Here is a 13,917-nt window from a genome sequence, read left to right as displayed (position 1 = left end):
CAAAAGCTTCAGGCACAAAAAAACCGCCTCTTTCGAGGCGGTTTTTTATTCAGCCGACAACCGGTTTATTCAGCCAGTTTGAAGGTGATGAAGCTGGCACGACCTTGACGCAGAACCCGCATGGACACCGAACGATTCTTCGGCAGCGCCTTGGCGATTTCAGCGAACTCTTTGCTGTCGTTGATGGCCTGGTTGTTCAGGTGAGTGATCACATCATTTGGCTGCAAGCCGATGAGCGATGCAGGACCATCCTGAACTTCCTTGATCACCACACCACCTTTGAGGTCGTAGGTTTTCTTCTGCTCAGCGGTCAGATCGGCGACAGCAACGCCCAGACGATTGCTACTGGTTTCAGCACCTGACTTGAGTTTGGAGTCCAGCTCTTTGCCTTCGTCAGGGATCGCGCCAACCGTCAGCTCGACATTCTTGCGCTTGCCGTCACGAATCACTTCAAGCTTGGCCTTCTCGCCTTCTTTCAGTGCCCCCACCAGATGCGGCAGATCGGCAGACATGACGATCGGTTGACCGTTCATGCTCAGGATCACGTCGCCGACTTGCAGATCGCCCTTGGAAGCCGGGCCATCTTCCTGGATCTGGGCCACCAGCGCACCGGCCGGTTTCTCAAGACCGAACGACTCGGCCAAGTCCTTGTTCACTTCCTGGATCACCACACCCAACCAGCCACGGCTGACTTTGCCGCCACTTTTCAGCTGATTGGAAACGTCCATGGCCACATCGATAGGGATCGCGAACGATACGCCCATGAAGCCACCGGAACGGGTGTAGATCTGCGAGTTGATCCCGACCACTTCACCAGCCAGGTTGAACAGCGGACCACCGGAGTTACCCGGGTTGATTGGCACGTCGGTCTGGATGAACGGCACATAGTTTTCGTTCGGCAGGCTACGACCGACAGCGCTGACGATACCTTGGGTCACGGTATGGTCGAAACCGAACGGCGAGCCGATCGCGACGACCCATTGGCCGGCCTTCAGGTCCTGGGATTTGCCCAGCTTCAGGACTGGCAGATCCTTGCCTTCGATTTTCAGCAACGCCACGTCAGAACGTGGATCGGTGCCAACCAGCTTGGCTTTCAATTCACTGCGGTCGGAGAGACGCACGAGAATTTCGTCGGCGTCGGCGATCACGTGGTTGTTGGTCAGGATGTAGCCGTCAGGCGAGATAATGAAACCCGAGCCGAGGGACTGCGCTTCACGCTGACGATCACCGCGAGGCGAGCGTGGCTGCTGCGGCATGCCCCGTTCGAAGAACTCGCGCAGCGCTGGCGGCAAGCCTTCAAGGTCTGGCATCTGACCGGACACTCTACGGTCCGGCAGTTTTTGCGTGGTACTGATGTTCACCACCGCGGGCGAGGCTTGCTCGACCAGTTGAGTGAAGTCAGGCAACTCGACTGCTTGAGCAGTGACCGCCTGACCGAGCACCAACACGGTGGCAAAAATGGAAAGGTAAGACTTCAAGCGTGGTATCGACATACGGCTCCCGTTACGACGAGCATGGTTAAGCGATATGGAGCAAGGAACACCGGGAAAGATACGCCGGTATTTTTGTTCCGGGAACAACAAAACAAGGCCAGAGCCGTGAGGCTCTGACCTATAGAAAAATTCAGGTTTTTTTGCAAATTGAAATGCTCACCAAACATTTCGGCATCAGCTCACTACTTGGTTGCAGTGGCATCGGTGCGCATGGACAGCGCGATCCGTTCAGCAGTACCTATCGGGATTTCACCAACCACTGTCACCATCATCTCGCCTTGAGGGGTCGTCAAGCGTCGAGAAACAGCAACGGTAGGGCCTAACTGGGTGCGGGTGTCGGTGACGGTCGCACCGTTCAACGGCTCAAGGAATACCGAGAAGCGCGCCAGACCATCGTCATACATCAGACTGTTGACCTGGGTTTTAGTCTCTGGATCCTTGCGGGCACTGCTGCTGGTCAACTCGAAACCGGGTGGAAGCCAGTCAGAATGCCAAGCCTGAGCGGTCTTGACCGCGGAAGCCTTGTCACCGCCGAGGGTGACAGCCTTGCAATCGTCGCCGGCCTTCAAGTCGCTTTCCGAAGGCACGGTGTCAGTATCCAATTGGGTGAACTGGAAGCGCTCGAGCAATTGCCCTTTGTCATTGAGTAACAATGACTTCAGCGGCAAGCCGGTTTCCTTATCGAGGTGAAGCTCAAAACCGTAGCGATGCTGATCACGTGGCGTCAGTGAAACAATCACTGCCGCACGCCCAGCCACACGCGACTTGCCAATGACGGCAAGGTCATACCAATTTTTCAGCTTTTGTGGATCGAGTGCACGAGCTGCGGAGTTGGGTGAATCCCCAAGCCCTGCTATCAGAAGGCCACTGACGCATTGAGTATGCCCATCAATGCGCACGACTTCCTGTGCTGAGCCGTCGAGCTGGAGTAAACGCTCGCGGACCTTGCCATCCTGGACGCGGTGCCAGATGTTATGGGTAGAAAAACTACCGTTACGCTCGTAAACGAAAGTGCCGTGAAAGCTTTGCTGTTGCTCGGCCTGACCAAGACGGGTCAACCAGTCCTGGGCTTCATCGGCGTGGGCTGGAACAACAAACCAGCCACCGAGCAGAAGCGAAAGTAGAGGTATGGCGCGCATGATCCTCCTTAACGGTTTTCCAGGCTTGCTGCACGAGCGTAAGGCAGAGCGCTCTCAGTACCTTTCAGTGCAGCCTGTTGAGCATGTTGGCGCAAGTAGCCTGGCAGACGCTGATCGTGCCAGCCTGGTTGACCTTGCAATACGCCGTTGGCCATAGGGCCAGTGGCTTCCGAACTCTCATTATAGCCTGCCAATACAGCTGGGCCTTTGACCTGAGGAACGGCCAGCGTCGGTTGACCGGACTGCTGAGCTAGTTCGACACCAGCGATCTCGTCCTGGTTGTACAGACGAACACCTGCCAGCACGGCAACGGTCACCGAAGCAGCGACAGCCAGACGACCCAGGCTGCGCCATGGACCACGGGAGGCTTTTGCCGGTACGGCTTCGTCGGCCAAAGCAGCAGAAACTGCCGCGGCGATGTCCAGACGTGGAAGCAGCAGATCCTTGTGCATAACTGCCCGAGCGATCTGATAACGAGCCCATGTTTCACGGGTTTCAACATCGTCAAAGGCATTTAATACCCGACGCAATTCCAATTCGTCCGCTTCGTTATCCATCACTGCGGACAGCGATTCCTGCAGGGCTTCACGACTCATGGCGTTCCTCTCTTGGCTATCGCCGCTGTCTCAGTTTTCCTGCAACAACGGCTGCAGGGCTTTATCGATGGCCTCCCGAGCGCGGAAAATCCGGGAGCGCACGGTACCCACCGGACATTGCATGACCGCCGCAATGTCTTCGTAACTCAGACCATCGAATTCACGTAAAGTTAAAGCTGTACGCAAATCTTCTGGAAGTTGCTGAATGGTTCGATGGACGGTGCCTTCGATCTCATCCCGCAGCAACGCACGTTCTGGCGACTCGAGATCCTTGAGGCCATGATCGCCATCGTAGAACTCTGCATCTTCGGAACTGACATCGCTATCCGGCGGCCGGCGGCCGCGTGAAACCAGATAATTCTTCGCCGTGTTGATGGCGATGCGGTAAAGCCACGTATAAAACGCGCTATCTCCGCGAAAATTTCCAAGTGCGCGGTAGGCCTTGATAAAGGCTTCCTGTGCCACATCCTGGGCTTCATGGGTGTCGTGCACGAAACGCACGATCAACCCGAGAATTTTGTGCTGGTATTTCAGCACTAGCAGATCGAAAGCTCGCTTGTCGCCGCGTTGAACGCGCTCGACAAGCTGCTGATCCTCTTCCTGGGTTAGCATGAACACTCCTCGATAAGCTCGGAGGAGGCTTGCATAACTAAACGACCAGACTTGCAAACATAGACTCGGGCTTTTCGCAAAAGTTCTCCCCCTCCAAGCAAGTTTCCTGCGGGCTCTGATTTGGCACGCACGAAAAGCGCAGCTCGGCATGACCCGGCTGCGCGAATAATCTTGTCGTCGGATTCACTGACCAGGACCAAACCGCACGTCCCGCCCTGAAACCGACACTGTCCTTCTTTTCAGGCACCGTCTATTGATCTTGGGCCTTTGACAAAAGTTCCAAATATTTATAGCCGGGCGAAAGGCACATTGTGCAACCGTGAATAGAAAAAGACTGTTAAATCGTTGATACAGTCGCCCAGTCGCCGAACCGACCGAAAAAGCATCCGACGAAGCGTCAGGTATTTTCCGTCACAGTAGTTTCACAATGCCATATGCGCTCGGCTATTGTGCCGCTCCCCCCCTCTATATACTAGTGGGCTGTGTGGCTGCCTTGACTCGCCTTTCCAGGAGTCTTGCGCCAACCCCGACCCGGGTCGCTTTGAGCGGAATCCTGAAATGAGCCAACAGTTTCAACACGATGTTCTGGTCATTGGCAGCGGCGCTGCCGGTTTGAGCCTTGCGCTGACCTTGCCCGGTCATTTGCGCATCGCCGTACTGAGCAAAGGCGACCTCGCCAACGGCTCGACGTTTTGGGCCCAGGGCGGCGTCGCTGCCGTTCTGGATGACACCGATACTGTCGAATCCCACGTCGACGACACCCTCAATGCCGGTGGTGGACTCTGCCATGAAGACGCCGTGCGCTTTACCGTCGAGCACAGCAAAGAAGCCATTCAGTGGCTCATCGACCAAGGTGTGCCATTCACCCGCGATGAACAGTCCGGCACCGAAGACGGTGGATTCGAATTTCACCTGACCCGCGAAGGCGGTCACAGTCATCGGCGCATCATTCACGCCGCCGATGCCACGGGCGCGGCGATTTTCAGAACCTTGCTCGCCCAAGCCAAACAGAGACCGAACATCGAACTGCTGGAACAGCGGGTTGCGGTCGATCTGATTACCGAAAAACGCCTGGGCCTCGAAGGCGATCGCTGTCTCGGCGCCTATGTCCTCAATCGCAGCACCGGCGAAGTCGACACCTACGGCGCACGATTCGTGATCCTCGCATCCGGCGGCGCGGCAAAGGTCTACCTCTATACCAGCAACCCCGACGGCGCCTGCGGTGATGGCATCGCCATGGCCTGGCGGTCGGGTTGCCGGGTGGCAAACCTGGAGTTCAACCAGTTCCACCCGACATGCCTTTACCATCCGCAAGCCAAGAGTTTCCTGATCACTGAAGCCCTGCGCGGCGAAGGCGCACACCTGAAGCTGCCCAACGGCGAACGCTTCATGCAGCGCTTCGACCCTCGCGCCGAGCTGGCCCCGCGCGACATCGTTGCCCGCGCCATCGACCATGAGATGAAGCGCCTGGGTGTCGACTGCGTCTATCTGGACATTAGCCACAAGCCCGAAGCGTTCATCAAGAGCCACTTCCCGACGGTGTACGAGCGCTGCCTCGAGTTTTCCATCGACATCACCAAACAACCGATCCCGGTGGTTCCGGCGGCGCACTACACCTGCGGCGGCGTGATGGTCGATCAGAACGGTCGCACCGACGTGCCGGGGCTGTATGCCATCGGCGAAACTAGCTTCACCGGCCTGCATGGCGCCAACCGCATGGCCAGCAACTCGCTTCTGGAGTGTTTCGTTTACGCCCGTTCGGCGGCGGCGGACATTCTGGATCAGTTGCCGCAGGTTTCGATTCCGATCGCCCTGCCCGTCTGGGATGCGAGCCAGGTCACCGATTCCGACGAAGACGTGATCATTGCGCACAACTGGGATGAACTGCGGCGATTCATGTGGGACTACGTCGGCATCGTGCGCACCAACAAGCGCCTGCAACGCGCGCAACACCGCGTACGGCTGCTGCTGGACGAAATCGACGAGTTCTACAGCAACTATAAGGTCAGTCGGGATTTGATCGAGTTGCGCAACCTGGCCCAAGTGGCGGAGCTGATGATCCAGTCAGCCATGGAGCGCAAGGAAAGTCGCGGCCTGCATTACACCCTCGACTACCCGAACATGCTGCCGGTCGCGCTGGACACTATTCTGGTGCCGCCCACCTACGTCGACTGAAGGTGAGCCTCACCCGCAGGCGTCGGTGCAAATCGGCGGCCTGCGAATCGTGGGGAACGCAGATCGATCTGACCCGCCGTTCGCCCCGCAGTCGAAAACGCAAGACCACCATCATTGGCAACGCCAGGCTGTCCGGTCGCAACTGTACGGGTTGCCAACCTGAGGTCTGATTCCACAACTGCCAGCCATCGGCATCGCGACGCAAGCCGCGAAATGCCTGAGGATGTGTTAGCAAAATCTGTCGTGGCAATAACCAGAATCCGTGAATCACACACAGTGTCATGCCGAGCAGACTGGCCCAGACCGGTATGGAAAGAAGTAGCAATGAACCCAGCGCGAACAGCTGGGCCACAAGATACGCCGCCAGCAACTGCCGCGAGGCATGCCAGCGGCATTCGAACGCATTACTTGGGCTGGACACGATCCAGGATCATGCGAACCATGCGCTGAAGCTCCGGATCTTCCGATTCGGCGCGTTCCATGAACCAGCCGAACATGTCCTGATCTTCGCATTCGAGCAGTTTGCGGTAGCAATCGCGGTCGACATCGTTGAGGTGCGGGTAGACCTCTTTCACGAACGGCACCAGCAATACGTCAAGCTCGAGCATGCCGCGGCGGCTGTGCCAGTAGAGGCGATTCAGTTCAACATCTTCGACCATGGAGCGCTCCTCAAATATGCGGCAAGTATACAGCCCCAGGCCCGGTCGAACACTCGGCTTTGGTCGGGCGCCATCGATCCTTTGTGAACTACCCATTTCGAGAGCGCCCCCTTATGATGTCCCCCAGACTCTTTACCCTGCGATGACCCATGGCCGATTCTGCTTTTTTCTGCACCCTGTCCCATGAAGGCGTTCTTGCAGTCCGCGGCGCGGACGCCAGCAAGTTCCTGCAAGGCCAATTGACCTGCAATCTCAATTACCTGAGCGACACCCAGGCCAGTCTCGGCGCCCGCTGCACGCAGAAAGGCCGGATGCAATCGAGTTTCCGCATTCTGCTTGAAGGTGACGGCGTTCTGCTGGCGATGGCCACCGAACTGCTCGAACCGCAGTTGGCGGACCTGAAAAAGTACGCCGTGTTCTCCAAATCCAAACTAACCGATGAAAGCGCCGCCTGGGTCCGCTTCGGCCTCGATCATGGCGATGCCGCACTGAGCAGCCTGGGTCTTGAGTTGCCGGCAGACACCGACAGCGTCGTGCGCCATGAAGGTCTGATCGCCATTCGCGTCTCGCCGAATCGCGCTGAACTGTGGGTTGCGGCTGACAAGGCCGAGGTCACCAAGGGCAAGTTGTCCGCTCTGCTGACCGAAGGCACTCTGAATCAATGGCTGCTGGGCCAGATCCGCGCAGGGATCGGCCAGGTCATGCCAAGTACCCGCGAGCTGTTCATCCCGCAGATGCTCAACCTGCAAGCCGTCGGTGGCGTGAGTTTCAAAAAGGGTTGCTACACCGGCCAGGAAATCGTCGCGCGCATGCAGTACCTGGGCAAACTCAAGCGCCGCTTGTATCGCCTGACACTGGATGCCAGCGAATTGCCCGAACCCGGCACGCAACTGTTTTCCCCGTCCCACGGCAGTTCTATCGGCGAAGTGGTGCTGGCCGCCAACGACGGGCAAAACATTGAACTCCTGGCCGTGCTGCAAGCCGAAGCAGCAGAAGGTGGCGATATTCATCTGGGCGCCCTCGAAGGGCCAGCCCTGCACCTGCTCGACCTGCCTTATCAACTGGATCGCGATCGCGAAATCCAGCGTTAACCGCAGCACTTGTTGCAACACCCTAGAGAAAAGAAATGAGCGAGCTGGCGGATAAGGTCCAACAGGATTTGGTTGAGGCCATCGATAACGATGACCTGGTTCTGCCAACGTTACCGGAAGTGGCCCTGCAGATTCGCAAGGCCGCTGAAGATCCGGAGGTCAGTGTCAGCGCCCTGAGTAAAGTAATCGGCCGTGATACGGCGTTATCGGCGCGCCTGATCAAAGTGGTCAATAGTCCGCTGCTGCGCGCGACTCAGGAAGTGACTGACCTGCACACGGCGATCACACGGCTGGGCGTCAACTACAGCAGTAATCTGGCGATTGGCCTGGTGATGGAGCAGATTTTCCACGCCCGCTCTGAAGTGGTGGAGCAGAAAATGCGCGATGTCTGGCGTAAAAGCCTGGAAATCGCCGGGGTCAGCTATGCGCTGTGCCGCAGTTACACGCAACTCAAACCTGATCAGGCTGCCCTTGGCGGGCTGGTGCATCAGATTGGCGTGCTGCCGATCCTGACCTACGCCGAAGACCATTATGAATTGCTCGCTGACCCGGTCAGCCTCAACCATGTCATCGACCGCATTCATCCATTGATCGGCGACAAACTGCTCAGGGTCTGGGAATTTCCGGAAATGCTGGTGCAGTTGCCGGGGTTGTATCTGGATTTCAAGCGCCAGTCGGAGCGGGTCGATTATGTCGATCTGGTTCAGGTGGCCAGCCTGTATTGCCACAAGGACACCGATCATCCGCTGGCGCGTATTGATGCGTTCAGTGTGCCGGCGTTCAAGAAACTGGGCATCGATCCGGAGAACGAGGCGATGTGCCGGGATCTGGAAGAGTCGCGGTCGATGTTTTATTGATTGTGAACACTAGCGCCTGTGGCGAGGGAGCTTGCTCCCGCTGGGCTGCGAAGCAGCCCCAAAACCATGCACCACAGTCTTTCAGTTAAACCACATTGTCCGAGTTTACGACTGCTTCGCAGCCCAGCGGGAGCAAGCTCCCTCGCCACAGCAAGCCCCCTCGCCACAGGGAATGTGTTCATTCCCCCGCGATAAAACTCACCCGAACCTTCAACCCCGCCGACTCACCATCGTGCAGGCTGATCTGCGCCAAATGCGCGCGACAAATCTCACCGACAATCGCCAACCCAAGCCCGGAACCGGCCACCTGCTGATTACGCCGGTAAAAGCGCTCGAACACCCGATCCCGCTCATCAATCGGAATCCCCGGCCCGTCATCCTCGACCTCCAGCACCGCCGGCGCCGTGACCCGCAGAATCACATTGCCACCCGGCGGCGTGTGAGCGAGGGCGTTGTCCACCAGGTTGCTCAGCAGTTCGTTCAACAGCGTCGGCTCTCCGCGCAGCCACACCGGTTCGTCCGCCTCCAGCGCCAGGGCGACGCCGCGGGCATGGGCCAACGGCGCCATGGCCATGCCAAGTTCGCGAGCCAACTGACTCAGGTCCAACAACTGCGCGCCGCCCTCGGCAATCGCCCGGGCCCCGTTTTCCACCCGCGCCAGCGAAAGCAATTGATTGGCCAGGTGAGTCAAGCGATCCGTGCCTTGGGCAGCGGTTTCCAGGGTGCTGCGCCAGGTTTGTGGTTCGTTTGAACGCAGGCCCAGTTCAAGTCGCGCCTTGAGCGCCGCCAACGGCGTACGCAGTTCATGGGCGGCATCGGCGATGAACTGCGCCTGCCGCTCGAACTGCCCGCGCAGGCGCTCGGTAAAGTGATTGAGCGCGCGCACCAGCGGCCACAACTCATGCTGCACTTCCACCAGTGGCAGCGGTCGCAAATCATCCGACTGACGTTCTTCCACCGCCGTGCGCAAGCGCTCCAGCGGACGCAACGCCGCGCTGACCGCAAACCACACCATCAGCAACGCGCCGACCGCCAGCATGCCCAAACGCAGCAAGGTGTCTGCCGCCAGACTGCGGGCCATGGCGACCCGAGCCTCGTCGGTTTCTGCCACACGGATCTCCGCCATGCCGTTCATGTTCGGCTCGCTCACGGGCTTGAGCAGGCTCACCACGCGTACGTTTTGCCCTCGGTACTGGGCGTTATAGAAGCGTGCGAGTGCCGGATAGTCATCGGTACGCGGTGTTCCCGGGGGCGGCGGCGGGAGGTTTTCGTAGCCGGAGATCAGCTTCTGATTGATGTCGTTGACCAGGTAAAAAATCCGCCCGGCGCTGTCATAGGCGAACGTATCAAGGGCCACGTAAGGCACATCGGCACTGAGGCTGCCATCACGCTGGGAGACGCCGGCGGCGATAGTCCGCGCCGACGCCAGCAGCGTCCGGTCATAAGCCGTGTCGGCGGCTTCGCGACCATTCCAGTACGCGCTCAAGCCACTGGCCAGCATTAAAACCACCAACAACAGCGCGAGGTTCCACAACAACCGCCAGCGCAGGCTGCTGGGCTTATGCATCGCGGCTTTCCAGCAAATAACCGAGGCCGCGGAAGGTCACGATGGCGACCGGTTGGCCGTCGAGTTTCTTGCGCAGGCGGTGGACGTAGATTTCGATCGCATCCGGGCTGGCTTCTTCATCCAGGCCAAACACCTGAGAGGCCAGTTGCTCTTTGCTCATCACCCGACCGGGCCGGGCGATCAATGCTTCGAGAACCGCTTGTTCGCGGGAGGTCAGGGTCAGCAATTCCTCACCGAGGGTGAAGCGCCGAGTGTCCAGGTCATAGGCCAGCACACCACAGCGTTGCTGGCGCTCACCGCCCAGCACACTGCGCCGCAACAAGGCTTTGACCCGTGCTTCGAGTTCGGTCAGTTCGAAAGGTTTGGCCAGGTAATCGTCGGCGCCGAGGTTGAGTCCGTGAACCCGATCCTTGACGTCGCTGCGAGCGGTCAGCATCAGCACCGGCAGATTTTTGCCCCGGGCCCGCAGGCGCGCCAGCACTTCGAAACCATCCATGCGCGGCAAGCCCACATCGAGGATCGCCACCGCGTATTCCTCGCTGCTCAAGGCCAGGTCGGCCGCCACGCCGTCGTGCAGCACATCCACGGTCAGCCCGGTGCTCTTGAGCGCCTGGGCGACACTTTCGGCGAGCTGCAGATGGTCTTCGACGAGCAGGACACGCATGGATCTTTACCTCGGTCAGGGATGGTCGACGCCATTCTTTGGCGCGGAGTTTACAGCCGCATCCGCCACTGTGAAGCCTGAAAACCGCGAAAGGCTGCTGAAAGGTTAGCGAAAGGTTAGCCCGTTAGAGTTCAGCCACGGACAGTTTCGACTGCCGTCGCTACGCACATAGCGATACGAAAAACGCCTCGAAGCGTTTTCGCCAATAAGAACAATAAAACGGAGTATTTCACGATGCTGTCTACACAGCCTCAGGCTCGCCCGCCTGTTCGTTTCTCTCGCCTCAGCCACACCGCCCTTGCCAGTGCCGCTGCCTTCGCCGGCTTTTCGCCGTTGAGCCAGGCTGCCTTCTTCGAAGACAGTAAGGCAACCCTCGAAACCCGCAACATGTATTTCAACCGTGACTTTCGCGACGGCACCAGCGCCCAGCAATCGAAGCGGGACGAATGGGCGCAGGGGTTCATGCTCAATCTGCAATCGGGTTACACCGACGGCACCGTAGGGTTCGGTGTCGATGCGCTGGGCATGCTCGGCGTCAAACTTGATTCGAGTCCCGACCGCACGGGCACCGGCCTGCTGCCGACCCACGATGACGGTCGCGCGGCGGATGAATATTCCAAGCTGGGCCTGACCGGCAAAGTGAAAATTTCGGCCACGGAACTGAAAATAGGCAGCCTGATTCCAGAGCTGCCGATCCTCAAGCCCAACGACGGGCGCATTTTGCCGCAGACGTTTGAAGGCGGTTTGTTGACCTCCAAAGAGATTAAGAACCTGACCTTCACCGGCGGACGCCTGGAAAAAGCCAAGGACCGCGACAGCACCGATTTCGAGGACATTGCCCTCAACAACAAGAACAGCCGTTTTGCTGGCACCGCGGCCGGTAAACACTTCGACTTTGGCGGCGTGGACTACAAGTTCACCGACAAGATCACCGGCAGTTACCACTTTGCACAACTTGATGAAGTCTATAACCAGCACTTCCTCGGCATGGTGGCCTCGGAAAAGTTCGGCCCCGGCACCTTCGGCACAGACCTGCGTCTGGCCATCAGTGACGATCAGGGCGCAGCCCGTGGCGGCAAAATCGACAACAAATCCCTCAACGGTCTGGTGAGCTATGCCCTGAGCGGGCATAAATTCAGCGCCGGTTATCAGCACATGTCCGGCGACAGCGCGTTCCCGTACGTTGATGGCAGCGACCCGTACCTCGTCAACTTCGTGCAGATCAACGACTTTGCCGGCGCCGAAGAACGCTCCTGGCAGGCGCGCTACGACTTTGACTTTGCCAGGCTCGGCATTCCCGGCCTCAGTTTCATGAGCCGTTACCTCAGCGGTGACAACATCAAGCTCAAGAACGGCGACGAAGGCAAAGAGTGGGAGCGCAACACCGAGATCAAATACGTTGTACAAAGCGGCGCCCTCAAGGACGTTGCCGTACGCCTGCGTAATGCCACCTACCGTTCCAACTATTCCGCTCGCGATGCCGATGAAGTGCGTCTGCTGGTGAGCTATAGCGTTGCCCTTTGGTAATTCAGTACGTCCATAACAAAAACTCTTAAGGAGACAAAGATGAACTTATCACTGCGTAAAATTGCTCTAGCTGCCAGCTGCATGCTGTTCGCCGGCCAACTGATGGCCGAGCCAAAGCGCCCTGAATGCATCGCCCCGGCCTCGCCAGGCGGTGGTTTCGACCTGACCTGCAAACTGGCGCAGAGCGCGCTGGTGAACGAAAAACTGCTGACCAAACCGATGCGCGTGACCTACATGCCCGGCGGTGTCGGCGCGGTGGCGTACAACGCGGTGGTCGCGCAGCGTCCGGCCGACGCCGGCACGTTAGTGGCCTGGTCCAGCGGTTCGCTGCTGAACCTGGCCCAGGGCAAGTTCGGTCGTTTCGATGAAACCAACGTTCGCTGGCTGGCCGCCGTCGGCACCAGCTACGGCGCCATCGCGGTGAAAAGCGACTCGCCTTACAAGTCCCTGGACGATCTGGTCCAGGCGCTGAAGAAAGACCCGAGCAAAGTGGTGATCGGCTCTGGCGGCACCGTCGGCAGCCAGGACTGGATGCAGACCGCGCTGATCGCCAAGGCCGCCGGGATCAACCCGCGCGACCTGCGTTACGTCGCCCTCGAAGGCGGCGGTGAAATCGCCACCGCCCTGCTCGGCGGCCACATCCAGGTCGGCAGCACCGACATTTCCGACTCCATGCCGCACATCCAGAGCGGTGACATGCGCTTGCTCGCCGTGTTCTCCGAGAAGCGTCTGGACGAGCCGGAAATGAAAGACATTCCAACCGCCAAAGAGCAAGGCTACGACATCGTCTGGCCAGTGGTTCGCGGTTTCTACCTCGGGCCAAAGGTCAGCGACGAAGACTACGCCTGGTGGAAAGAGGCCTTCGACAAACTGCTGGCGTCCGAAGACTTCGCCAAGCTGCGTGATCAGCGTGAGCTCTTCCCGTTCGCCATGACCGGCCCGGAGCTTGACACATACGTGAAGAAGCAGGTCGCGGACTACAAAGTGCTGGCCAAAGAGTTCGGCCTGATCCAGTGATCGCCTCTTTCTAGCGGTTGCGGCCCCTGATTCTCGGGGGCTGTGGCCCAGGAGTTTCCCATGCTCTTACAACGCTTTTTTGCTTCGGTGCTGTTGCTGGCCTGTCTCAGCCTGGTGCTGATGGCCTGGCCTTACCAGGCGCCTTTTTCCTACGAACCGATCGGACCACGGGCCTTCCCGCTGTTGATGCTGGGGCTGATGGGTTTGGGGCTGGTTTACATGGTGTACCGCCCCTCGCCCATCAAACACACCGACGAAGATCCGCCGATGGATCGCGAAACCCTGACCAAGATTGGCCTTTGCGTCGTGTTGCTGCTGATCTTCGCCGGCCTGTTCGAACCCTTGGGCTTCATCCTCAGCAGCATGCTGATTGGCATTCCGATGGCACGCCTGTACGGCGGGCGCTGGTTGCCGAGCGTGGTGATTATCAGCCTGATGAGTATCGGGCTGTACCTGCTGTTCGACAAAGTGATGGACGTGCCACTGCCTCTGGGCCTGCTCGACGTTCTGGAGAACTGAT

Annotated in this window: 14 protein-coding genes; 6 read left to right on the top strand and 8 right to left on the bottom strand. The window is 58.7% G+C overall.

Annotation, left to right across the window (positions count from 1 at the left end; translation table 11 throughout):
• Positions 1-65: 65 nt before the first annotated feature.
• The 4 genes from ACYZT8_RS06830 to rpoE all read right to left on the bottom strand — a co-directional run bounded on the left by ACYZT8_RS06830 (position 66) and on the right by rpoE (position 3,840).
• On the bottom strand, positions 66-1,493 hold the full coding sequence (locus ACYZT8_RS06830; RefSeq protein ID WP_461980093.1) for a DegQ family serine endoprotease: 1,428 nt from the start codon (positions 1,491-1,493) through the stop codon (positions 66-68).
• Between the two features lie 182 nt (positions 1,494-1,675).
• The gene (locus ACYZT8_RS06825) at positions 1,676-2,632 is read right to left on the bottom strand and encodes a MucB/RseB C-terminal domain-containing protein (protein ID WP_461980092.1); all 957 of its coding nucleotides are present in this window, start codon (positions 2,630-2,632) and stop codon (positions 1,676-1,678) included.
• 8 nt (positions 2,633-2,640) lie between these two features.
• Positions 2,641-3,228 carry a sigma-E factor negative regulatory protein gene (locus tag ACYZT8_RS06820; RefSeq protein ID WP_461957625.1) on the bottom strand — a complete coding sequence of 196 codons (588 nt, stop codon included), beginning with the start codon at positions 3,226-3,228 and terminating at the stop codon, positions 2,641-2,643.
• 30 nt (positions 3,229-3,258) lie between these two features.
• Complete coding sequence (gene rpoE / locus ACYZT8_RS06815) at positions 3,259-3,840, bottom strand: RNA polymerase sigma factor RpoE (RefSeq protein ID WP_007944079.1); 582 nt, start codon at positions 3,838-3,840, stop codon at positions 3,259-3,261.
• A 558-nt stretch (positions 3,841-4,398) separates the two neighbouring features.
• Here rpoE and nadB point away from each other — a divergent pair.
• Positions 4,399-6,015, top strand: a complete 1,617-nt coding sequence (nadB, locus tag ACYZT8_RS06810) for an L-aspartate oxidase (protein WP_461980091.1) — start codon at positions 4,399-4,401, stop codon at positions 6,013-6,015.
• On the opposite strand, the gene ACYZT8_RS06805 is transcribed toward nadB, so the two are convergent.
• Entirely contained in the window at positions 5,984-6,436 is a 453-nt protein-coding gene (locus ACYZT8_RS06805) for a protein YgfX (RefSeq protein ID WP_461980090.1), read from the bottom strand. The two genes, nadB and ACYZT8_RS06805, sit on opposite strands and share 32 nt — an antisense overlap.
• A complete protein-coding gene (locus ACYZT8_RS06800) occupies positions 6,420-6,674 on the bottom strand; it encodes an FAD assembly factor SdhE (protein ID WP_007944081.1) in 255 nt (84 codons plus the stop codon). The genes ACYZT8_RS06805 and ACYZT8_RS06800 overlap by 17 nt, the downstream gene beginning before the upstream one ends.
• Positions 6,675-6,823: 149 nt before the next feature.
• Here ACYZT8_RS06800 and ygfZ point away from each other — a divergent pair, with 149 nt between their 5' ends.
• Both ygfZ and ACYZT8_RS06790 read left to right on the top strand, forming a co-directional pair.
• The gene (gene ygfZ / locus ACYZT8_RS06795; RefSeq protein WP_461980089.1) at positions 6,824-7,765 is read left to right on the top strand and encodes a CAF17-like 4Fe-4S cluster assembly/insertion protein YgfZ; all 942 of its coding nucleotides are present in this window, start codon (positions 6,824-6,826) and stop codon (positions 7,763-7,765) included.
• Between the two features lie 35 nt (positions 7,766-7,800).
• On the top strand, positions 7,801-8,622 hold the full coding sequence (locus tag ACYZT8_RS06790) for an HDOD domain-containing protein (RefSeq protein ID WP_461957621.1): 822 nt from the start codon (positions 7,801-7,803) through the stop codon (positions 8,620-8,622).
• A 178-nt stretch (positions 8,623-8,800) separates the two neighbouring features.
• On the opposite strand, the gene ACYZT8_RS06785 is transcribed toward ACYZT8_RS06790, so the two are convergent.
• Both ACYZT8_RS06785 and ACYZT8_RS06780 read right to left on the bottom strand, forming a co-directional pair.
• Positions 8,801-10,189, bottom strand: coding sequence for a sensor histidine kinase (locus tag ACYZT8_RS06785; RefSeq protein WP_403098955.1), 1,389 nt, complete (start codon positions 10,187-10,189; stop codon positions 8,801-8,803).
• Positions 10,182-10,853 (bottom strand): response regulator, encoded by a 672-nt coding sequence (locus ACYZT8_RS06780; protein WP_038358340.1) that lies wholly within the window; start codon positions 10,851-10,853, stop codon positions 10,182-10,184. The genes ACYZT8_RS06785 and ACYZT8_RS06780 overlap by 8 nt, the downstream gene beginning before the upstream one ends.
• A 234-nt stretch (positions 10,854-11,087) precedes the next feature.
• Here ACYZT8_RS06780 and ACYZT8_RS06775 point away from each other — a divergent pair, with 234 nt between their 5' ends.
• Genes ACYZT8_RS06775 through ACYZT8_RS06765 form a run of 3 tightly spaced genes read left to right on the top strand, consistent with a single transcriptional unit; the run spans position 11,088 to position 13,916 of the window.
• Positions 11,088-12,380, top strand: a complete 1,293-nt coding sequence (locus ACYZT8_RS06775) for an OprD family porin (protein ID WP_461980088.1) — start codon at positions 11,088-11,090, stop codon at positions 12,378-12,380.
• Between the two features lie 39 nt (positions 12,381-12,419).
• Entirely contained in the window at positions 12,420-13,397 is a 978-nt protein-coding gene (locus ACYZT8_RS06770) for a Bug family tripartite tricarboxylate transporter substrate binding protein (protein WP_461980087.1), read from the top strand.
• Between the two features lie 60 nt (positions 13,398-13,457).
• Positions 13,458-13,916, top strand: a complete 459-nt coding sequence (locus ACYZT8_RS06765) for a tripartite tricarboxylate transporter TctB family protein (RefSeq protein ID WP_461980086.1) — start codon at positions 13,458-13,460, stop codon at positions 13,914-13,916.
• The last annotated feature ends 1 nt before the right edge of the window (position 13,917 follow it).

It is taken from the genome of Pseudomonas sp. LB3P93 (assembly GCF_054898025.1).
This window is presented reverse-complemented; position numbering and strand designations above follow the sequence as displayed.